At 65.1% G+C, this 24,207-nt stretch carries 3 protein-coding genes; all 3 read right to left on the reverse strand.

The window, feature by feature from the left end:
• Positions 1–45: 45 nt before the first annotated feature.
• Genes C8K61_RS20235 through C8K61_RS20245 form a run of 3 tightly spaced genes read right to left on the reverse strand, consistent with a single transcriptional unit; the run spans position 46 to position 23,614 of the window.
• Positions 46–12,342, reverse strand: coding sequence for a non-ribosomal peptide synthetase (locus C8K61_RS20235; protein ID WP_108098099.1), 12,297 nt, complete (start codon positions 12,340–12,342; stop codon positions 46–48).
• Positions 12,342–20,219: a non-ribosomal peptide synthetase gene (locus C8K61_RS20240; protein ID WP_108098100.1), complete on the reverse strand. Its 7,878-nt coding sequence runs from the start codon at positions 20,217–20,219 to the stop codon at positions 12,342–12,344. Before C8K61_RS20240 ends, C8K61_RS20235 begins: the two co-directional genes overlap by 1 nt.
• Positions 20,220–20,221: 2 nt before the next feature.
• A complete protein-coding gene (locus tag C8K61_RS20245; protein ID WP_108098101.1) occupies positions 20,222–23,614 on the reverse strand; it encodes a non-ribosomal peptide synthetase in 3,393 nt (1,130 codons plus the stop codon).
• Between the last annotated feature and the right edge of the window lie 593 nt (positions 23,615–24,207).

Consider the following 24,207-nt stretch of genomic DNA (forward strand, 5'->3'; position numbering starts at 1 on the left):
TTCGAGTCGCCCCGGGCTAGTCGGCGCCAGGGCTGGGTCGGGTGGTTACAGGGCGCCCCGGTGGGCGATCAGCAGGTGCAGTTGCGCCAGGCAATCGTCCATCAGGGTCTCGATGCGCTGACGGCGGTAGCGCCGGCGGCTGTAGTTGCAGCGCAGTTCCAGGCGCCCTTCGCTGATTTGCGCGACCACTTCCAGTTCGTTGGCCAATGGCGTAAACGCGCTGTGTTCATCGCCGCTTGGTTCAGCGGCCAGGCTGAACGCTTCGCCCTGTTCAGCAAAGCCTGGGTTGAACTGGCCGAGGTAGCTGAAGCTCACCCGTGGCGACCCTCCGTGCGCCAGGCTGGCTTGAACATCAGCCCCAGCCAGGTGGCGCAGCAGGCCGTAGCCGATGCCTTGGGTGGGCACCGCTGCCAGTTGCGCCTGGATGGCCCGCAGTGCCCGCGGTGCCGCGTTGGGATTGAGGCGCAGCGGGTACTGGCTGGTGAACCAGCCGAGGGTGCGGCTGATTTCCGGGCTGCTGTCGTCGCTGTAACGACCATGGGTTTCCAACTCAACCAGCACCGAATCCTGCGCGCTCCATTGGCACAGGGCGCTGGCCAGGGCAGTGAGTAGCAGCTCATTGACCGAGGTCTGACAGGCCGGCGCGGTTTCACGCAGAAGACGTTCGCTGTCATCCGTTGATAGCGCACGGCGGACCAACGCCTGATGCAACGCCAGCTGGCTACCGCGTGGGTTGTCGCACGGCCATGGGCTGGTCTCCGTTCCCAATTGCTCCAGCCAGTAGGCGCGCTGCTGCTCCACCAGCTGTGGCACCTGTGTCTGCCAATGTTCGACCCAGGCGCGGTAGCTGCTGGTCTTCTCACCCAGTACCACGGTCTGGCCGGCGCACTGTTGCTGATAGGCCCGCAGCAGGTCTTCGCTCAGCACCCGCCAGGACACCAGGTCCATGGCCAGGTGATGGACCACCAGCAGCAGCCGTTCACTGCCATCGCTCAAGGTCGCGCACACCGCACGCAGCAGCGGGCCCTGGTGCAAGTCGAGGCTGCGTTGGGCGCGGTTGATCAGGGCCAACAGCGCCTGTTCATCGGCCACCGTTGCCTGCCACAACAGCTCGCTGGCATCGCTGACCGGCGCGTAGGCCTGGCGCCACTGGCCGTGCTCCTGAGTAAAGCGCAGGCGCAGGGCATCGTGCTGCGCCAGCACTGCATTCAGTGCCGTCAGCAAGGCCGCACGGTTCAGCGGCTGGTTGGCCTGCAGCAACAGGCTCTGGTTGAAGTGCTGCGGCTGCTCGGCGTGACGGGCGAAGAACTCGGTTTGCACCGGCAACAGGGCAAACTGCTCGGCGCCCAAGGTACTCACGCTGTGCATCGGCGCCTGAACCTCGCAGCCCTGTCCAAGCAAACCAACAATGGTCGGCTGGCGCATCAGGTCGCGCAGTTTGAGTTGCAGCTGCAGGTCCGGGTGATTACGCACCCGCGAGATCACTTGCAGGCTGAGGATCGAGTCGCCACCCAGTTCAAAGAAGCTGTCGGTAATGCCCACCTGCTCGACCTGCAGCACTTCGGCCCAGATCTCGGCCAGCAGGCGCTCCTGCTCATTACGCGGGGCGACAAAACTGGCGCTGGTAAAGCTCGGTTCCGGCAATGCCTTGCGGTCCAGTTTGCCGTTGGGGGTCAGCGGGAAGGCAGCCATGGCCAGCACTTGCGCCGGTACCATGTAGTCCGGCAGTTCGCTACGCAAGGCGGCGCGCAGGGTCTCGCCGCAGTCGGCGGCGCTGCTCACCACATAGCCAATCAATTGCTTGCCGGAGGCGGCATCGCGGGCAATCACCAGGGCATCCTCCACCCCTGGCTGGGCCCGCAGGCACGCTTCGATTTCACCCAGTTCGATGCGGAAACCACGCACTTTCACTTGATGGTCGATGCGCCCGACGTAGTCGAGAATGCCATCGCTGCGCAGGCGTACCAGGTCGCCGGTGCGGTACAGACGGGCGCCTGGCGCACCGAAAGGATCGGGCACAAACCGTTCGGCAGTGATGTCCGGGCGGCCGTGGTAACCACGGGCCACGCCATAACCGCCGATGTACAGCTCTCCGGCAAAACCGACCGGCAATGGATTGAGTTCAGCGTCCAGCACATGCAACGAACGCTGCCCCACTGCTTTACCGATAGGCGCATACGCCGCCTCGCAGCGACCGCTGAGGGGCACCCGCCAGAGCATCGGGGTGACCACGGTTTCGGTCGGGCCATAACCGTTGGTGAAGTACGCCGGGCGCAAGGCCGCCTTGACCTGTTCGAAGCTCTGCTCCGGCACCGCGTCGCCACCAAAGCAGTAGGTGTGCACGGCCGGGGCCGGCACGCCACTGGCTTCGATGTATTCGGCCAGCTGCTTGAGGTAGGCCGGCGGGAAGCAGGCAATGCTGATGCGCTGTTCGTGCAGCACGGCACAGGTCTGTTCCGGGGTCCACAGGGTGCCGTCACGAATCACCAGCGCGCCGCCACTGGCCAGGGTACTCAGCCAACGTTCATGGGCGCCGTCGAAGGCGAACGACATAAACAGCAACTCGCGGGTGCCACGGTCCATTTCATACAGTTGGGCAATCGCCTGGCAATGCATGCTCAGCGGCCCGTGACTGACCGCTACGCCTTTCGGCCGGCCGGTGGAGCCCGAGGTGTAGATCAGGTAGGCCAGGTTGTCCGCCAGCAGGCGCGACGGCAATGAGCGGCTGTCGCCGTGGGCGGGCAACTGATCCAGCGCCAGCACCGCGACCTGCGCCGGTACCGGCAACGTGCCTTGCAGCTCGCTACGGGTGATCAGCACGGCCATGGCCGAGTCGTCGATCATGTAGGCCAGGCGTTCGGCCGGGTAGTCGAGGTCCAGCGGCACATAGGCGGCGCCGGCTTTCATCACCGCCAGCAAGGCCACCACCATCTCCACCGAGCGCGGCAAGGCCACGCCCACCACTACTTCCGGGCCGGCACCCTGGGCTTGCAGCTGGCGCGCCAGGCGGTTGGCGGCGTGCTCCAGCTGCGCGAAGGTCAACTGCGCCTCCCCGCACACCAACGCCACGGCATCAGGCTGCGTGGCGGCCTGTTCGGCAATCAAGGTTGGCAGCAACTGTTCCCGGTGCGCCGCGTAAGGCGCTGCACTCCACTGTTGCAGCTCGGCCATGGCGCTGGCCGGCAGACGTTGCAGGTTGCCCAGGCGTTCCTGCGGCGCAGCGAGCATGGCTTCGAGCAGGGCCTCCATCAGCGCACGAATCTGCGCCACGCCTTCGCTGCTGAAGCTGGCACGCAGGTACATGTATTCGATCATCAGGCTGTCGCCCAGGTGCACCGCCAGGTCCATCGGGAAGTTGGTCACCCCCAGGTCACTGGAGGCACCAAAACTCAGGCCCGCCGGTTCAGCCTCGCGCAGGCGCTGGTCGATGGGGTAGTTCTCGAACACGATGATGCTGTCGAACAGCGCCTGACCACCCAGGCCCGACCAACGTTGCACGTCGGCCAGCGGCGCGTGGGAGTAAGCGCGAATGTCCAGGTTGTAGGCTTGCAACTGCTGCAGCCATTGGTCCAGCGGCTGTTCCGGCTGCAGGGTCTGGATCACCGGCAAGGTGTTGATAAACAGCCCGAGCATGCTGTCCGCCCCCGCCAGGCTTTCCGGACGCCCGGCCACGGTGGCGCCGAAGGTCACCGTGCGCTGGCCGGTGTAGCGCTGCAACAGCAGCAGCCAGGCACCCTGAATAAAGGTGTTGGGGGTAATGCGCAGCTGCCGGCAGTGCTGCTGCAGGCGCCCCGTCCACTGCGCGTCCCAGTTGGAATACAGCGCCGCGTGACCGACCTCCTCGCTGACATGCCGCGGGTACACCGCCGGGCTCAAGGCAGTCGGTTCGATGTTGGCCAACTGCTGGCGCCAAAAGCCTTCCAGAGCGGTTTTGTCCTGGCTGTGCAGCCAGGCGATAAAGTCGCCATAACGCCCCGGCGTACCTTCCAGCTCGCGGCCGGCGTAGTGCTGCAGCACCTCGGCAAACAGGTTGGAACTGCTCCAGCCGTCCATCAACATGTGGTGGCTGGTCCAGATCATCTGGTACTGCTGCTCGCCCAACTGCACCAGCAGCATCCGTTGCAACGGCGCCTGGTCCAGCTCGAAGCCTTGCAGGGCTTGCTCGTGGGCCAAGGCGGCCAGGGCTTCATCAGTCACCGTGCGCTCGCGCCAGTCGAGTACCTGCAGCGGCATACGCGCCTGTTTGTGCACCACTTGCAGCGGCTCACTGAGGTCCGCCTGCCAGTGGAAGCTGGTGCGCAGCACGCCGTGGCGGGCAGTGACGAAGGCCCAGGCGGCGTCAAATTTGGCCACGTCCAGGCCGTTTACCGGCAGGCTGACCTGGTTGATGTAAAGCGCCTCGCCGCTGTCTTCGAGGGTGTGGAAGAGCATGCCTTTCTGCATCGGAGACAGCGGGTAGACGTCGTCGATCTGCTCTTCGGGCACCGGCAAGGCGGCACGCTGCATCGGGTCGATGTGGATGCGCCGCAGCGGGCTTTGCGCCGCCGTTTCACCCCCCGTTACCTCGGCCAGCTTGGCGATGGTCTGTTGCTCGAACAGGTCACGCGGACCAATGGCGATACCGGCCTGACGGGCACGGCTGACGATCTGAATGGAGATGATCGAGTCGCCACCCAGCTCGAAGAAATTGTCCTCGATACCCACCTGTTCGATGCGCAGCACGTCCTGCCAGATCGCCACCAGTTGGCTTTCCACGGCGTTGCGCGGTGCCACATAGGCGTGCTGGGTCAGGCTCTGATCCGGCACCGGCAGGGCCTTGCGGTCCAGCTTGCCGTTGGGCGACAGCGGCATGCGCTCGAGCAGCAGCCACTGGCCGGGCACCATGTAGTCCGGCAGGTGCTGGAGCAGCTGGCTTTTCAATTCAGCGATCAAGGCGCCCTGCTCCACGTCCGCAGCCGGCTCGGCGACCACATAGGCCACCAGGTATTTGCCATGGCTACCGTCCTGCGCCACCACCACGGCTTCGCGCACGCTCGGTTGCTCTTGCAGGCGCGCTTCGATTTCGCCGAGCTCGATGCGCAGGCCACGGATCTTCACTTGATGGTCGATACGCCCGGCGTATTCGATCACGCCATCGTCACGCTGACGGGCCAGGTCGCCAGTGCGGTACAGGCGCTGGCCGGGGCGGAATGGGTCGACAACAAAACGTTCGGCGGTCAGCGCCGGGCGGCGGTGGTAACCGCGGGCCAGGCCGACACCGCCAAGGTACAGCTCGCCGGTTACGCCAGGGCTGACCGGGTTGAGCTCGGCATCCAGCACGTAGGTTTGCAGGTTGGCGATAGGCACACCGATCGGCACCGCGTCTCGGCCTTCTTCCACGCAAGTCCAGTGGGTGACGTCGATGGCGGCTTCGGTCGGGCCATACAGGTTGTACAACCCGGCCTGTGGCAGCAGCGCCAGGGTCTGACGTTGCAGCTCGACCGGCAGTGCCTCGCCGCTGCAAATGATGCGTTTCAAACCCACACACCGCACAGCCAGTTCATCGCTGACAAAGGCCTGCAACATCGAGGGTACGAAGTGCAGCGTCGTGATTTTTTGAGTAGTGATCAGCTCCACCAGTTTGGCGGGGTCGCGGTGATCGCCGACACCCGCTACCACCAGACGCGAACCCACCATCAGCGGCCAGAAGAACTCCCATACCGACACGTCGAAACTGAACGGCGTCTTTTGCAAAACGCTGTCGCTGCCATCCAGGCCATAGGCTTCCTGCATCCAGGCCAGGCGGTTGTACAAGGCCAGGTGACGGTTGCCGGCGCCCTTGGGTTTGCCGGTGGAGCCAGAGGTGTAAATCACATAGGCGAGGTTTTCCGGCTGCAGGTCCAGGCTGATGTTTTCAGCGCTGGCAGTGGCCCAGGCGTGCGGCTGATCCAGCGACAAACACTTCAATCCAGCCGGGATCGGCAAGGCATCCAGCAGGTGCGTTTGAGTCAGCAGCAAGGCAATGCCGCTGTCCTCGAACATGTAGGCCAAGCGGTCCTGCGGATACTCCGGGTCCAGCGGCACGTAAGCGCCGCCAGCCTTCAGAATGGCCAGCAAACCGACCACCATTTCCACACTGCGCTCTGCCGCGATCCCCACCAGCACATCCGGGCCAACGCCCTGCTCGCGCAGGTGCTGGGCCAGGCGATTGGCTTCGGCATTCAGCTCGGCATAGCTCAGTTGCCGCGTGCCAAAAAGCAGTGCCGGCGCCTGTGGTTGACGCGCCACCTGGGCTTCAAACAGCTGATGCACAAACGGCGCATCCGGGTAGTGCCTGGCCGTCTCATTCCAGGCCTGCACCACCTGCTGTTGCTCGCGCTCCAGCAGCAACGGCAAATCGCCAATGGCCCGTTGCGGCTGCTGGATAAACTGCTCCAGCAGGTGCACCAGCTGCCCGGCAATCCGCTCGATGCTCCGCGCACTGAAGTGCTCGGTCAGGTAGTGGAAACCCAGCTCCAGTTCGGCGCCCACTTGCGCGATCAGGGTCAGGGCATAACCGCTCTGCTCGCTGTAGGCCAGGTTGCTGAATTGCAAGCCGCCCGGCGCTGCCGCCAGGGCTTCGGACACCGGGTAGTTTTCGAACACCAGCAAGGTGTCGAACAGCGCCTCACCGTTGCGCCCTGCCAGGCGTTGCAGATCGGCCAGCGGCGTGTGTTCGTGGTCTCGCAGCGCGAGGTTCTGCGCTTGCACCTGGTGCGCCCACTGCACCGCGTTCAGCGCCGGGTCCGGGCTGGCCACCACGGGCAAGGTATTGATAAACAGGCCGAGCTGTTCTTCGATGCCGAGCAGCTCCACCGGTCGCCCCGACACCGTCGCGCCGAAGGCCACACTGCGCTGGCCGCTGTAGCGTTGCAACAGCACTAGCCAGGCCGCTTGCAGCAGGCTGTTGAGGGTAATTTGCTGCTGACGGGCGAAGGACTGCAATTGCACGGTAAAGGCCTGGCCAAGGCCGAGCAGGTGCGCGCTCTGGCCGGGTCGCGCTTCGGGGTTGGGCCCGCAGGCCAGGGCCAGCCGGGTCGGTTCGGCCAAGGGGGCCAGTTGCGCTTGCCAGAAGGCCTGGCTGGCGGCGTCCTGGCCTTGCAGCCAGCCGAGGTAATCGGCGTAACGGCTGGTCGGGGCCGCCAGCGGCTGCCCGGCATAGGCCTGCAGCACCTCACCGAGCAGGCGCGAGTTGCTCCAGCCATCCAGCAGAATGTGGTGGCTGGTGTAGATCAGGTGATAGGCCTGGGCGCCGGTCTGCACCAGGCTCAGGCGCAGCAACGGCGGTCGCGCCAGGTCAAAACCACGCTGCAGTTCAGCGGCGGCCACGGCGTCGGTGTCACTGCCCAGCGGCTGCACGCTGACCGTCAGCGTGGCCTGGCGATGGATGATCTGCCGCGGGCTGTCCAGGCCGTTGTCCCAGATAAAACCGGCGCGCAGCAGCTCGTGGCGGTCGACGGCCTGCTGCCAGGCCTGGGTGAAACGCGGAATATCCAGGCCATGGATATCCACGCGCATCTGGTTGATATAGGTCGCGCCGTCGGGCTCATACAGGCTGTGGAACAGCATGCCCTGCTGCATCGGTGCCAGCGGGTAAATGGTCGCCACCTGGCGCGCCGGTACCGGCAAGGCGTCCAGCTGCGCCTGGCTGAGCTGGGCCAGCGGCACGTCGCTGGGGGTCAGCCCGCCGTTGTCGGCCACCAGGCAATGCTCGATCAAGGCCAGCAGCGCCTGCTGATAGGCCGCTGCCAATTGTTCGATGCGTTCGACGGCAAACATCTCACCGCTAAAGGTCCAGTTCAGGCTCAACTCGCCCTGGTACACCTGGCCATCGACACTCAGCCAATTGCCCAGCGGCGCGCCCTCATCCTGCCCGGCGCCACGCCCTTCATTGGCCGGCGTCCACAGGGCATCGGCGGCAAAATCGGCATCGAACTGGCCGAGGTAGTTGAAGGTGATGCGCGGCTGCGGCAACGCGGCCAGTTGCTCACCCAACGTAGCGTTGCCATACGCACTGCTAGAAAAGTGACGCAGCAGGCCATAACCCAGGCCTTTGTCGGGGATGCTTTGCACCTGCTGCTTGATCTGCTTGATCGAGCCGGCGATATCGGCCGCCGGGGTCAGGCGTACCGGGAACAGGCTGGTGAACCAGCCGACCGTGCGCGACAGGTCACTGTCGGCAAACAGCTCTTCACGGCCATGGCCTTCGAGCTGAACCAGGGTCGAGGGTTGCCCGCTCCAGGCGCACACGGCGTGCGCCAGGGCGGCCAGCAGCAGGTCGTTGACCTGGGTGCGGTAAGCCGCTGGCGCTTCCTGCAGCAGCTGCCGGGTGTGCTCGGCATCCAGGCGGGTGGCCACGCTGCGGGCATGCCGCTGTTGCAGAGAACCTTGCGGGTTGTCGGCGGGCAAGTCGTGCGGCGCGTCGCTCAGTACCTCTTGCCAATACGCTGCTTGCGCCGCCATCGCCTCGCTTTGGGCGTGCGCTTGCAAGCGCAGGCCCCAGCTTTGGAAGGCCGTGGTTTTTGCTGGCAGACGGACAGGGGCGCCGGCTTGCAACTGGCGATAAGCGCTTTGCAGATCTTCCAGCAGAATCCGCCAGGACACGCCGTCCACCACCAGGTGGTGAATCACCAGCAACAGACGCTGGCTGCCATCGCCCAGTTGCGCCAGCGCAAGACGCAACAGCGGCCCTGCGCTCAGGTCGAGGCTGCGTTGCACCTCGCTGCAGAACGCCGGCACCTGCGCAGCATCGGCGATCTGTGCCTGCCACAGCAGGTCGTGGTTTGGCTCGCTGCCGGCATGTTCTTGCACCCAGCTATTGCCCACCTGGCGATAACGCAGGCGCAGGGCATCGTGATGGCAAACCAGTTGGCTCAGCGCCTGCGCCAACAGTGCGGCATCCAGCGCCTCATTCGGCGCCAGCAGCAGTGACTGGTTCCAGTGCTGGCGCTGGGGAATGTCGCTGGCAAAAAACGCCTGCTGAATCGGCAGCAGCGGCGCTTCGCCCGTTACCGGCCCCTGCTCCACCTGCAGCGCTTCGCTGCGCTGGGCGACCGCTGCCAGGCGGCGCACGCTCTGGTGCTGGAAGATATCGCGCGGGGCAAAACGGATGCCGGCCTGGCGCGCGCGGCTGACGATCTGGATGGAGATGATCGAGTCACCGCCCAGCTCGAAGAAGTTGTCATCCACGCCCACTTGCTCCAGGCGCAGCACCTCTTGCCAGATGGCCGCCAGTTGCTGCTCCAGGGCATTGCGTGGCGCCTGGTACGCCGTCACCAGCGCGGCGGGCTCGTGTTTGGGCAGGGCCTTGCGGTCGAGCTTGCCGTTGGGTGACAGCGGCATGCGCTCCAGCAGGTGCCAGAGGGTCGGCACCATGTAATCGGGCAGCACCTCAAGCAGGCGTGCCTTGAGGTGCTGCACATAGCCGCCCTGAATCTCTGCCTCGGCGCGGGCCAGGGTGTCGGGTTCGGGGACCAGGTAAGCGAGCAGCTGTTTGCTGCTGCCACTGTCTACCGCAACCACCACCACTTCGCGCACCGCGTCCTGCTCTTGCAGGCGGGCTTCGATTTCGCCGAGTTCGATGCGCAGGCCGCGAATTTTTACCTGATGGTCGATACGCCCGGCGTATTCGATCACGCCATCGTCACGCTGACGGGCCAGGTCGCCGGTGCGGTACAGCCGTTGACCAGGGCGGAATGGGTCGACAACAAAACGTTCGGCCGTCAGCGCCGGGCGACGATGGTAACCGCGCGCAAGGCCGACGCCGCCGAGGTACAGCTCGCCGGTTACGCCAGGGCTGACCGGATTGAGCTCGGCATCCAGCACGTAGGTTTGCAGGTTGGCGATGGGCACGCCGATGGGCACCGCATCGCGCCCCTCCTCCACGCAGGTCCAGTGGGTGACGTCGATGGCGGCTTCGGTCGGGCCGTAGAGGTTGTACAACCCGGCCTGTGGCAACAGCGCCAGGGTCTGACGTTGCAGCTCGACCGGCAGTGCTTCGCCGCTGCAAATGATGCGTTTCAAATCCACGCACCGTGCTGACAATTCATCACTGACAAAGGCCTGCAACATCGAAGGTACGAAGTGCAACGTGGTAATGCGCTGGGTGGTGATCAGCTCCACCAGTTTCGCTGGGTCGCGGTGATCGCCGACACCGGCCACCACCAGGCGCGAACCCACCATCAACGGCCAGAAGAACTCCCACACCGACACATCGAAACTGAACGGGGTTTTCTGCAAAACGCTGTCGCTGCCGTCCAGGCCATAGGCTTCCTGCATCCAGGCCAGACGGTTGTACAAGGCCAGGTGACGGTTGCCGGCGCCCTTGGGTTTGCCAGTGGAGCCTGAGGTGTAAATCACATAGGCGAGGTTTTCCGGGTGCAGGTCCAGTTTGAGGTTTTCAGCGCTGGTGGTGGCCCAGGCGTGCGGCTTATCCAGCGCCAGGCATTTCAACCCGACCGGGATCGGCAAGGCATCCAACAGGTGCGATTGAGTCAGCAGCAAGGCGATGCCACTGTCCTCGAACATGTAGGCCAGTCGGTCCTGCGGGTACTCCGGGTCCAACGGCACATAGGCGCCACCAGCCTTCAGAATGGCCAGCAAACCTACGACCATTTCCACACTGCGCTCTGCCGCCATGCCCACCAACACATCAGGGCCAACACCTTGCTCGCGCAGGTGCTGGGCCAGGCGATTGGCTTCGGCATTCAGCTCGGCATAGCTCAGTTGCCGCGTGCCAAAAAGCAGTGCCGGCGCCTGTGGTTGACGCGCCACCTGGGCTTCAAACAGCTGATGCACAAACGGCGCATCCGGGTACTGGCGGTCGGTCTGGTTCCAGGTTTCTACCGTCAACTCACGCTCTGCAGCGCTGAGCATCGGCAGTTCACCCAGGCGCGCTTCGGGGGCGCTTACCAGGGCTTGCAGCAGGTTCTGCCAGTGGCGGGCCATGCGCTGAATGCGTGGCGCGGCAAACAGGTCGCTGGCGTAAATGAAGTCGGCGCTGATGCCGCCGGGGTGCTCGGTGCAGTCCAGGCTCAGGTCGAACTGGGCGGTGGGCATCGCCCACTGCACTTGGCTGACTTGCAGGCCCGGCAGTGTTAAACCGCTGCCCGCCGCGGCGCTGACCTGGTGGTTGAACAGCACCTGGAACAACGGGCTATGGCTGAGGCTGCGCTCGGGTTGCAGGGCCTCGACCAGTTGCTCGAACGGCAGGTCCTGGTGGGCCTGGGCCTCCAGGGCAGTGCCACGCACCTGGCGCAGCAAATCGAGGAAGGAGGCCTGGCTGTCGATCTCGGCGCTGAGCACCTGGGTGTTGACGAAAAAGCCCAGCAGCCGCTCGGTCTCGGCGCGGTTGCGGTTGGCCGAGGGCACGCCCACACGAATCTGCTGCTGGCCGCTGTAACGCTGCAACAGCAGTTGGAACGAGGCCAATAGCAACATGAATGACGTGCAGCCTTCGCGTTGGGCCAGCTGTTTGAGCGCGGCGGCCAGGGCGAATGGCAGCTCCACACTCAGACGCCCGCCCTGCCCCGAGCGCTGCGCCGGGCGCGGCCAGTCGCCAGGCAATTCCAGCAGCGTGTCGCCACCGGCCAGTTGTTCTCGCCAGTAGGCCAACTGCCGCTCGCCTTCGCCGGCTTCCATCCACTGGCGCTGCCAGGCGGCGTAGTCGGCGTACTGAATCGGCAGGTCTGGCAGCACCTCATCGATGCCCAGCCGGCGGTTCTGGTACAGGCCGATCAACTCCTCGACCATCAACTGCATGGACCAGGCATCGGAAACGATATGGTGCTGCACCACCAGCAACACCGCCTCGTCCGCCGCCACCTCCAGCAGGTGCACGCGCAGCAACGGGCCGTGTTCCAGGTCGAACGGACGCTGCGCCTCGCGGCTGATTACCTCAGCAATCGCCGCCTGGTCAGCACCCGGCATGGTCTGGCGAACGATGTTCAGTGGCTGTGCCGGCTGAATACGCTGCTGCGGCTGGCCCTCGTGCAGCACAAACACCGTGCGCAGGCTTTCATGCCGCGCCACCAGGGCGTCGAAGGCATGCTGCAGGGCGTCGAGGTCCAGCGTGCCCTGCAAACGAATGGCGGTGGGCATGTGGTAGGCGCTGTTGTCCGGCTCCAGCTGCCAGAGAAACCACTGACGCTGCTGCGCGTAAGACAGCGGCAAGGCCTCGCGTTCGCTGGCCGGCACAATGGGCAGGCGGCCGACATTGACGCCTTTCTGCGCCAATTTCTGAAACAGCTCGCGGCGCTTGGCAAAGCCCAGGCCCTTGATGCGGTCGAGCAGTGCTTGGGTTTGTGCAGATGGCTGCTTGAGCATTACGCCTCCTCCAGTTCGTCGAGGGTGGCGAAAATGGCGTCGTAATCGTCTTCCACGCTGCCCAGCTCCCTGCTCTGTTCAATTAACGCCGCCAATTCGGCGACCGTGCTGGCGCGGTAGAAGTCCTGCATCGGCAGCTCGACGCCCAGCTGGTTTTTCAGCCGCGAGATCACCCGCACCAGCAGCAGCGAATGGCCGCCCAGCTCGAAGAAGTTGTCATGCAGCCCCACCCGCTCAACCTGCAACAGCTCCTGCCAGACCTCGGCCAGCTGGAGTTGCAGCTCAGTGTGCGGCGCGGCGAAATCGCCCTGCAGCGTCTGCCCTTCAATGCTCGCCAACACCTTGCGGTCGAGCTTGCCGTTGGCATTCAGCGGCATCGCCTCGAGCAGCACCCATTGCTGCGGCACCATGTATTCCGGCAGCTGACGTTTCAGCGCGGCTTTCAACTGGTCGCGCAGCTCACGTTGCTGCGCTTCATCGCTGATGCTCTGACTCGGCACCACATAGGCCACCAGATGCCGGCCACTGGCTTGTTCCTGGGCCAGCACCGCGCTGTCGCGCACGCCGGGCTGCTCGCTGAGGCGCGCTTCGATCTCGCCCAGTTCGATACGGAAACCGCGGATTTTCACCTGGTGGTCGCGGCGGCCGACGTACTCCAGCACACCATCCACCCGCCGCCGCGCCAGGTCGCCGGTGCGGTACAGACGCTGGCCGGGTTCACGGGCGAAGGGGTCGGGCACAAAGGCCAGGGCGGTGCGCACCGGATCACCGACATAACCACGGCCCACACCCGTGCCACTGACACACAGCTCACCCACCGCACGCACACCGACCAGCTCCAGTTGGCCGTCGAGCACGTGCAGGTGGTTGTTGTCGGTGGGCAGGCCGATGGGCAGGTAGATGCTGGCGGTCTCGGCCTCGCTGACGCGGGTCAGCGAGACATCGTCGGAACACTCGGCCGGGCCATAGGCGTTGATCAGTGGAATGTTCGGGTAACGCTGCAACCAGCGGCGCGCCAGTTCCGGCGGCATCGCTTCACCCGTGGTCAGTAACCAGCGCAGGCCGGGCAAGGCGATGGCCTCGCCGTCGAGCATGCCCTGGATCAGCGACGGCACACTTTCCAGCACGCTGATGCCGCTGGCATTCACATGGGCCAGCAGCGCCTGCGGGTCATGGGCGATAGCGTCGGGCACGATCTCCACCCGCGCACCGCACAGGGCCGCGGTGAGCAATTGCCAGACGGAAATATCGAAGCTCTGCGAGGCGGTCTGGGCGATCACGTCGTCGGCGCTTAGTTGCAGGTACGGCAGTTTGCTCAGTTGGTTATTGAGCATGCCGGCCTGCTCGACCATCACCCCTTTCGGTTGGCCAGTGGAGCCGGAGGTGTAGATCACATAGGCCAGGTGCCGAGGGCCGATGGGCAACTGCGGCGCGCGGCTGTCACTGCCTTGTTGCAGTTGCTCCCAGACCAGCAACTGCGGGCGCTGGCTGGCCTCCACCGCCGCCAGTAATGGCTGCAAGGCCGGCACGCATTCGGCGCTGCAGACCAACACCGGCGCACGGCTGAGGGTGAGGATATGGCGCAGGCGTTCGGCCGGCAGGTGCGGGTCCAGCGGCAGGTAACCGGCGGCAGCCTTGAGGGTGCCGACGATCATGCCCAGCAACGGCAAGCCGCGTTCGGCCAGCAAGGCCACCGGCTGGTCCGGCTGCACCCCGGCGCGCAACAGGGCCTGGGCCATGCGGTTGGCGTGCTGGTCCAGTTCGCTGTACGTCCAGTGCTCGCCGTCGCAACTCGCAGCGATGCGCTCGGCATGCGCCGCCGCCTGCTGTTCGAACAGCGGCGCATAGCCCTGCTGCAACGGGTAGTCGCGGGCCGATTGGTTGAAGGTGTGCAGCAGTTGCTGACGTTCGCTGGCAGCCAGCACCGGCAAGGCGTCGAAACGTTGCTGCGGCTCGGCGGCCAGTTGCAGCAGCAGGTAGCGAAAGTCGTTGAGCAGCTGCTGCACGGTGCTGGCGTCGAACCAGCGCTGGTCGTAAGACAGGTGCAAGCCCAGCGCCGGGCCTGGGTAGACGACCACGGTGAGCGGGTAGTTGGTGTGGGTGCGGCCGGAGTCGGCGGTCACGTTGAGGCTCTGCGCCTGCTCCATCACGCCCTCTTCCATCGGCGCGTTTTCGAACACAAACAGGCTATCGAACAGTGGCTGGCCCTTGCCGATTTCGCTGCAGGCCTGGATGTCCACCAGCGGCAGATGCTCGTGCTCACGCAGGCGCAGGTTGAGGGCGAACAGCGCCTGCAACCACTGGCCAACGCTGGTCTCGCTGCCGGCCGGCGGCAGTTGCACGCGCAAGGCGATGCTGTTGATAAACAGGCCGACGGTGCGCTGCATCTCCGGCATGTCCACCGGGCGCCCGGCCACGGTGACGCCAAACAGCACATCACGCTCGCCGCTGTAGCGCTGCAGCACCAGTGCCCAGGCGGCTTGCACCAGAGTGTTGACGGTCAGTTGCAGGCGCTGCGCGGTGGCTTGCAGTTGCTCGGTTTGCGGGCGGTCGAGCTGGGTCTGCAGGTCACCGATCAGCGAATGCCCGGCATCGCGCAGCGGCTGGCGGTCGAACGGCAGGCAGGTGGGCTGCTCGAAACCGGCCAGTTGCTCGCGCCAGAAGTGCTCGGAAGCTGGGCGGTCCTGCTGCTGCAACCAGCCGATAAAGTCGGCATAACGCGTGGCCGGCGCCAGGTTGGCCACACGGCCTTCACCGAGGGCGGCATAGATGGCGAAAAACTCGTCCATCAGCAGCGAGCGGCACCAGGCGTCGATAAGGATGTGGTGGTTGCTCAGGACAAAACCGAAGCGCTGAGCGTCGAGCTGAATCAGGCGCAGGCGAAACGGCACGGCGTGCTGCAGATCGAAACCGGCGCGGCGCTCTTCGGCGAGCATCTGCAGCAGCTTGGCCGGGTGCTCGCTGGCCGGCAGTGCACGCCAATCGTGAATCTGCACGTCCGGCGTGGCGGTGCGCTGCACCACCTGCACCCAACGCTCGGCGACGCCCCAGGAGAACCGTGTACGCAAGGCATCGTGGCGCTGGGCCACGGCCTGCCAGGCCTGACGGAAACGCTCGGGGTCGATGGCGCTGTCGACGGTGTAGCAGTACTGCATCATGTAGATGCCCGACCCCGGCTCCAGCAGGGTGTGCATCAGCAGACCTTCCTGCATCGGCGACAGCGGGTAGATGGCCTCGACCTGACGCAGGTCCAGCGGCAGTTGTTGCAGCTGCTGCTGGGTAAAACCGGCCAGGGGGAAATCGCTGGGGGTGGCGCCGCCGGCTGAATCGCTCAGGCAATGGGCGATCAGTTGTTGCAGCTCGTTCAGGTAGCGTTCGGCCAGGGTGGCGATGACGGATTCGTCGAACATCGCCCGGCTGAAGGTCCAGCCCAACTCCAGCTCGCCATTGAGCACCTGGCCATTGATGGTCAGCCAGTTGCCGAGGTCATGGTCGGCACTCTGGGTGGCGCCGACGCTTTCGCTGGCCGGCGCGAACAGGCCATCGGCGGCCAGGCTCTGGTCGAACTGACCGAGGTAGTTGAAGGTCACCCGCGGTTGCGGCAGCGCGGCCAGCGCCGTTTGCTGTTCGGCAGTGCCAAGGTAACGCAAGGCGCCAAAACCGACGCCCTTGTTGGGCACCCCGCGCAGTTGTTCCTTGATGCTCTGGATCGACTCGGTGAGCTCGGCGGCCGGAGTCAGCGCCAGGGGGAACAGGCTTGTGAACCAGCCGACACTGCGCGACAGATCGATGTCGTCAAACAGCCCCTCGCGGCCGTGGCCTTCCAGTTGAATCAGCGCGCTACCCTGCCCGCTCCATTGGCACAGAGTGCGCGCCAGGGCGGTAAGCAGCAGGTCGTTGACCTGGGTGCGGTAGGCCGCCGGGGCTTGCTGTAACAGCTGGCGGGTGTGCTCGCTGTTCAGGCGGCAATACAGGCTGTGGCCGTCGGCGATTTGCAGGCTGGCGTCGGTGCGCGCGCCCGGCAAGTCGGCATGCACACCCTGCAAGGCACCCTGCCAATACTCCAGCTCCTGAGCAGCGGCCTGCTGGGTCCACTGGGCCAACTGTTCGGCCCAGCGCTGTTGGCTGGGGGCCGGTTCGAGGGGTTGCCCGGCGCACAGTGCGTGCAGGTCTTCCAGCAGTACGCGCCAGGACACACCGTCCACCACCAGGTGATGGACCACCAGCAGCAGGCGCTGGCTGCCATCGGCCAGGTTGAACAGCACGGCGCGCAGCAGTGGGCCGTTGTGCAGGTCGAGGCTGCGCTGGGCTTGGTCGGCAATGGCGCTCAGATCGGCAGCATCGGCGGCTTCGCGTTGCCAGAGCAGGTCGGCATCGGTGGTGGCGCGGGTGCGGGCCAGCCACTGGCCGTGTTCTTGGATAAAGCTGAAGCGCAGGGCTTCGTGGTGTTGCTGGAGGCGTTGCAACGCCTGGCTCAGGACTTCTGCTGCCAGGGGATGACGAGGTGTCAGCAAGATGGCCTGGTTGTAGTGCTGCAAGCGCATCGCGGCTGAAGCGGATCGCCGCCCGGCCGCTCCTTCAGCCCCTACTCCGTCATCCCAGCGCAGGCTGGGATCCAGGTACGGTACTGCCCGCTCAAAAAAGCGTTTCTGCACGGGCAGCAGTGCGGTGTCGGTATTGGCTGCAACGGGCGCGGCCACCTTGGCGGCCACCGGTTTGGCCACTTGCGCGAGCTGCGCCACGGTCTGTTTTTCAAACAGCTGACGCGGGGTGAGTTTCAGGCCCTGGCGTTTGGCGCGGGCGATGATCTGCAGGCTGAGGATCGAGTCGCCACCCAGTTCGAAGAAGTTGTCGTGTACACCCACTTGAGCAACCTTGAGCACCTCCTGCCAGATCGCCGCCAGGGTGCTTTCCACCTCGTTGGCCGGGGCGGTATAGGCCGACTGTTGCTGCGCTTGCGGGCTGGGCAAGGCGCGGCGGTCGAGCTTGCCGTTGGCGGTCAGTGGCAACCGCTCCAGCACCAGGATATGGGCCGGCACCAGGTAGTCGGGAAGCTGCGCTTGCAGCTGGTGTTTGATTGCTGCGGCATCCAGCACGCCGACGCAATACGCCACCAGTTGCAGTTGTTCCTGCACCGGCAGCGCCAGCACGGCGGCGTCCTGCACGCCGGGCAATTGGCGCAACACTTTGGCCACTTCGCCGGGCTCGACGCGGTAGCCGCGGATCTTCACCTGGTCGTCACTGCGGCCAAGGAACTGCATCAGACCATCGGCGCCACGGCGTACCCGGTCGCCACTGCGGTACACCCGTGCTCCGGGCGGGCCAAAGGGGTCCGGTACAAACCGTTCGGCAGTCAGTGCGGCCTGGCCGAGATAGCCCTGGGCGACGCTGGCGCCGCCGATATACAGCTCACCGGCAACCCGCTGCGGCACCGCGTTGAGCAGTTCATCCAGCACATACAGATGGGCACCGGGCAACGCCGTACCGAGCGGCACACTGCCCGCGCTCAGCTCACCCTCCTGCTCATGGGTAAGCACGCCTACTGTGGTTTCGCTGGGACCGTAGTGGTTGATAAACCGGCAGCCCGGTTTCAGCTCACGCACACGCTGATAAAGCGCCTGGGAGCAGGCCTCGCCACCCACCAGCAACGCATGGCTGGGCAGTACATCCGCCGCCTGCGCGGCTTGCAGCAAACCATTGAGGTGGCTGGGGACAATCTTCAATACGGCGATCTGTTGCGCGGCCATATAGGCGGCAAAACGGTCGGGGTCAAAACCCAGTTCCTGCTCGACCACATGCAGCGGTCGCCCGGAGCACAGGGCACCGAATACCAGGGTGTGGCCAAGGTCGGCGGCGATGGTGGAGACCAGCGCCATGCTCGCGTCCTGTGGCAGCGCCAGGCGCTCCAGCAGGCCATCGACATAACTCGCCAGCGCGCCATGGCTGACCACCACGCCCTTGGGCTGGCCGGTGGAGCCGGAGGTGTGAATCACATAGGCCGGGCTTTGTGCATGCAGCACCACGGGATAAAGCGTGCTCTGCACTGGCCACTGTTCAGGCGCAAAAAACACAGCCTGACAGCCCAATTGAGCGTGACGGGCATCGTCGGCCGCCATGACCACCACGGCCGCCTGCGCGCGCTCAATCATCTGCGCCAGGCGCTCGCTCGGCGCTTTTATATCCAGCGGCATATACACCGCGCCGGCCTTGAGGCTGGCCAGCAGGCTCACCAACCAGTCCAGCGAACGCTCCAGCAGCACCGCCACCGGCATGCCCGGGCGCACGCCGCAGCGCTGCAGTTGCGCGGCCAAACGATTGGCCTGGGCGTCCAGGTCGGCGTGGCTCAGGCGCGTGTCGCCATACACTGCGGCCAACGCTTGCGGCTGGCGGGCGACTTGCTCATTCCAGCGTTGCAGCACCAGCGGCAGCTGGCTGCGGTCATGGGCGGGCACCACCTCGGGCTGGGCCAGCAGGCTCAGCAGTGGCGCGTCCGGTTGCGCCAATACCTGTTCGAACAGTTCACGCAGGCTGGCAATAAACCCGTCGATGCTGGCGGCCTGGTAGAGGTCGCTGGCATAGGTCATTTCCCCGAGCACACTGCTGCCGTTGTCGGTGATATCCAGGGCCAGGTCGAAGTGCGTGCCGACCTTATTCAGCGGGTATTCGCTGACGCTCAAGCCCGGCAATTGCAGGTGGCGCTGCATGCCGACGTTCTGGTTGAACTTGGCCTGGAACAGCGGGTTATGCCCCAGGCTGCGCTCCGGTTGCAGCGCCTCGACCAACTGCTCGAAGGGCAATTGCTGATGGGCCTGGGCCGCCAGGCTGGTGTCGCGCACCTGGGCCAACAGGCTGTTGAAGCTCTGGCGCAGGTCGACCTGGCAGCGCAGCACCTGGGTGTTGATGAAAAAGCCGATCAGCCCTTCCACTTCCTCGCGGCCGCGGTTGGCATTCGGCACGCCGATGCGGATGTCCTGCTGACCGCTGTGGCGGGCGAGAAACAGGCCATAACCGGCCAGGGTCAGCATAAACAGAGTCACGCCCTGGCTGCGCGCCAACGCCTGCATGCGCTGCGACAGCGGCGCGCCAAAGTCGAAGCGCACGGTGGCGCCGGCGTAGCTCTGCACCGGCGGGCGAGCGAAGTCTGGTGCCACTTCCAGCAGCGGGTGCTCATCGCCCAGCTGCTCACGCCAATAGGCCAACTGCCGCTCGCCCTCGCCCGCCTCCAGCCAGCGCCGCTGCCACAGGGCGTAGTCGGCGTATTGCAGCGGCAGCTCCGGCAGGCTGGCCTGCTGATAGAGCTGCACGAACTCACGCACCATCACGTCCATCGACCAGCCATCGGAGACGATGTGGTGCATGCACACCAGCAGCACGTTTTCCTGCTCGCCGAGGCTGAACAGGCTGGCGCGCAGCAGCGGGCCGTTGAGCAGGTCGAACGGCTTGGCCACCTCGGCGTCCACCTGCGCCTGCAGCTCGGCCTCGCTGGTTTTGATCCGGTGCAGCACCAGGCCCTGCACGGGCAACACCCGCTGCTCGGCCTGTTCGCCGTCGATCTGGAACACCGTGCGCAGCGCCTCATGGCGTTGCAGCAGGCCATCGAACGCCGCTTGCAGACGCTGCTCATCCAATTCGCCCGTCAGGCGCAGCGCAGCGGCCATGTTGTAGGCGGCGCTCTGCGGCTCCATCTGCCAGAGAAACAGCAAGCGCTGCTGGGCGTAGGACAGCGGCAGGCTGCTCTGGCTATGGCGGCTGGCGACGATGGGCAGCAGGCTGAAGTCTTTGCCGTCTTGCTGCAGCTTGGCGAGGAACTGGCGACGTTGTTCGAGCGACAACCCGATGAACTTTTCCGCGATGCGTGCTGTGGTGTTCGGGGTCATGCTCAAACCTCTTCCAGGGAATTCATAAAGGCTTCCATCTCGTCCCAGTCCTGGGCGCTATGGCGGTGCTGCGCGGCCAGTTCAGCGGCCAGCGCGGCCAGGGTCGGGTGCTCGAACAGGCTGCGCAGCGGCAGGCTCAGGCCCAGCTCACGCTTGATCCGCGCCACCACCTGGGCAGCCAGCAAGGAGTGGCCGCCGAGGTCGAAAAAGTGGTCATCAAGACCGATGCGCGGCACCTGCAACACCGCCATCCAGATGCTCGCCAAGCGCTGCTCAAGCTCGCTTTGTGGCGCCCGGTAGTGGCCTTGCAGCTGGCTGGGATCGGGGGCCGGCAAGGCCTTGCGGTCGAGCTTGCCGCTGCTGGTGAGGGGCATTTTTTCCAACAACAGCAGGTGGCTGGGCACCATGTAATCGGCCAGCGAGGCCTGCAGGCTGGCGCGCAGTTGCTGGCGGAAAGGCTGCTGGCTGGCGCTGTCGGCCAGAGCCAGCTCGGCCTGTTCGGGAACGATATAGGCCACCAGGGTGGCGCCGCTGCCGAGGTCTGGCGCCACCACCAGGGCTTCGCGCACGCCGGCGCAGTGCTGCAAACGTGCTTCGACTTCGCCCAGCTCGATGCGGAAACCGCGGATCTTCACCTGGTGGTCGACACGGCCGATGTACTCCAGCGCACCCTCGGCGCGGCAACGCACGCGGTCGCCGCTGCGGTACAGGCGCTGGCCCGGGTTGAACGGGTCGGCGACAAAACGCTCGGCGGTCAGCCCCGGCTGGCCGTGGTAACCACGGGCCAGACCAGGGCCACCGATATACAGCTCGCCGATGGCGCCAGGCGGCAGCAGGTTCAGTTCAGCATCCAGCACATACAGACGGGTGCCCGGCAGCGGCCGGCCAATGGGAATGCCACGCCAGCTCACCTGTGCGGCACGCAGGCCACTGCAGTCGTGAATGCTGGAGACCACCGTGGCCTCGGTCGGCCCATAGGTATTGAGCAAACGCACGGCGCCGAGACCAGCCTGCTGCGACAGCTCCAGGCCCTCCACCGCCATGGCTTCACCACCGACATGGATCTGCCGCAGATTGCCGAACGTGCGCGGTGCGCCCTCGGCAAATTCCTTGACCAGCATGTGCCAGTAGGCCGCCGGCAAATCGGCGACGGTGACGCCATGTTCTTGCACCGCCTGCAACCAGGTTTCGCTGTCCCAGCTGCGGCTGTCGCGCATGACCACAGCGGCACCGCGAATCAGCGGCGGGTAGAACTGCTCGACAAAGCCGTCGAAGCTGGCGGTGGCGAACTGCAGCACGCGGTCCTGGGCCTCCAGCTCGCTGTAGTCAGCGGCCAGGTGGCTAAAACCGGCCAGGGCGCCGTGGCTGATGGCCACGCCCTTGGGCAGGCCGGTGGAGCCGGAGGTGTAAATCACATAGGCCAGTTGTTCGGCGGCGGTCGGCAGGTTGAGGTTGCTGTCGTCCTGCCAAGCGGCGCCCTGCTCCACGCACAGCGCGGGAACGTTTGGCAGCGTTGGCAGGTTATCGCCCTGCCCCAGCAGCAAGCGCACGCCGCTGGCGGCACACATCTGGGCCAGGCGCTCGGCGCTGAGGCTGAGGTCCAGCGGCACATAGGCAGCACCGCTTTTCAGCACCGCGAGCAAGGCCACCGGCAGGTTCAGGTCGCGACCCAACTGCACCGCCACCAGGCTGCCATGACCGATGCCGAGGCTGCGCAAGCGCCAGGCCAGGCGGTTGGCGCGCTGGTTGAGCTCGTGGTAGCTGAGGCTCAGCAAACTGCCCGCCAGTTGCACCGCCAAGGCCGTTGGCGTGCGCGCGACCTGCTGCTCGAACAGCTGCTGCACCGCCGGGGCGGCGGCTGGCAATTGCAGGTAAACATTGTTGGCGTGCTGGCGTTGCACCTCGGCGGCATCCAGCAACGCAAGGCTGCCAATCGGCTGCTCCGGGGTCTGGGTGATCGCCCGCAACAGGTTCTGCCAATGCGCCGCCATGCGCTCAATGGTCGCCGCCTCGAACAAATCGGTGGCGTAGGTGATGGCGGCCAACAGCTGCTCGCCCTCCTCGCGCGTTTCCAGCATCAGGTCGCTGGCCGCCGCATGTTGACGCGCCACCCCGGCGCTCTGCGCGGCCTGCAGATGGGCGACCTGCACACCATCGGCCAACTGCATGCCGGCGATATCCGTTACCAGCGGCTGGTGATTGAACATCACCTGAAACAGCGGGTTATGGCTCTGACTGCGCGCCGGCTGCAAGGCTTCCAGCACCGCATCGAACGGCAGCTCCTGATGGGCCTGGGCGCCGGTGGTGGCCAGCTTGACCTGCTCCAGCAAACGGCTGAACGGCAGCGCGCCAGTGAGCTGACTACGCAGCACCTGGGTATTCACAAAGAAGCCAATCAGCCCCTCGCTTTCGCTACGGGTGCGGTTGGCAATCAGGCCACCGACGCGGATATCGCCCTGGCCGCTGTAGCGGTGCAACAGCACCTTGAAACTCGCCAGCAGCACCACAAACAGGCTCACGCCACTGCGCTTGGCCAATGCTTTCAGCGCCTGCTGCAAGCCAGCCTCCAGCCCGAACTCCAGCCGAGCCCCGGCATGGCTGGGCAACGCCGGGCGCGGGTGGTCGGTGGGCAACTCCAGCAACGGGTGCTCGTCGCCCAGGTGAGCGCGCCAGTAATCCAGCTGCCGCTCGGCTTCACCCGCCTCCAGCCAACTGCGCTGCCACAGCCCATAGTCGCGGTACTGCACAACCAAGGCCGGCGCCTGCAGCGGCTGGCCGCAGACAATGGCGTTGTAACCGGCCATAAATTCCTGGATCAGGATGTTCATCGACCAGCCATCGGCAATGATGTGATGCATGGTCAGCAGCAGTACATGCTCATCCGCCGCCAGGCGCAGCAACTGCACCCGCAGCAACGGCCCCTGCTCCAGATCGAACGGCTGCGCCGCCTGCTGTGCCACCACCTGCTGCGTACGCAACGGCTTGTCGGCCTCGGCCAACGTGCTCAGATCGGTGAACTGCAACGCCAGCGTCGCCTGCTCCGCCACCTGCTGCCAGGCCACCTCCCCCTCCTGCACAAACGTGGTCCGCAGGCTTTCATGGCGCTGCACCAACCCATCGAAACTGGCCTGCAGCGCCTCACGATTGAGCGGCCCGAGCAAACGCACCGCACTGGGCAAGTTGTACGCCGCACTGAGCGGCTCCAGTTGCCAGAGAAACCACATACGCTGCTGCGCATACGACAGGCGATTGCGCTGCGCATGCTCCGGCACCGCCACGATCGGGTACTGCCCGAAATCAATCTGCTCAGCCGCCAACGCCGCCAGAAACAACCGCCGTTTTTCCGCCGGCAACTCAATAAAACGGCGCGCCAGAGAGGTATCAGAAGTGCTCATGTATCGTCCGAACCGGTGATGGGAGTGCGGGAACTCCGCGATACCAGTTGAACGAAGAATGGGGGGTGGGATTTAGGGGGAAGTGCTGATCAAGAGCATCGCGGCTGAAGCCGCTCCTACGGACACAGTTTGCTCAGCCTAGAGCTTTTGAATTTGATCTGGCTTGTGATCTGGCTTGTGATCTGGCTGTTGATCTCGCTTTTGATCTTGATCCACCCGCCCCGTTAGCGAAGGCCGAGTGCAGGCGCTGCGTAAGGGGTTGAGCGGCCGGGAGCCGCGAAAGGCAGAGACAGGCCATGGATGGCCTGTTCTGCTGGCCCCTGGAGCGGCGCCGGAATGAGGGGACCCGAAGCGCAGCGGAGGGCCGAGGTTGGGGCAAGATTTTTTGGTTTCTTTTTTATCGACTGAAAAAAGAAACTCGCGCGTAAGGCGCGAAACAAAACGCCCAGCGCTCCCGGTAATGCAGAACACCGAAGCACGAAAAGCCAACAGCCACCGTTTGCAGGAATCGCGGCTGAAGCCCCTCCCACCAAAGCAGATCGAGCAAGCAGCACGCTTGTGACCTGGTTTGTGATCTTGATCTGGCTGTTGAT

It is taken from the genome of Pseudomonas sp. GV071, from assembly GCF_003050835.1.
Taxonomy (GTDB): domain Bacteria; phylum Pseudomonadota; class Gammaproteobacteria; order Pseudomonadales; family Pseudomonadaceae; genus Aquipseudomonas.

Coding starts and splice junctions, on each gene's coding strand:
- C8K61_RS20245 (WP_108098101.1), bottom strand. CDS start 23,614: ATGAGCACTTCTGATACCTCTCTGGCGCGCCGTTTTATTGAGTTGCCG.
- C8K61_RS20240 (WP_108098100.1), bottom strand. CDS start 20,219: ATGACCCCGAACACCACAGCACGCATCGCGGAAAAGTTCATCGGGTTG.
- C8K61_RS20235 (WP_108098099.1), bottom strand. CDS start 12,342: ATGCTCAAGCAGCCATCTGCACAAACCCAAGCACTGCTCGACCGCATC.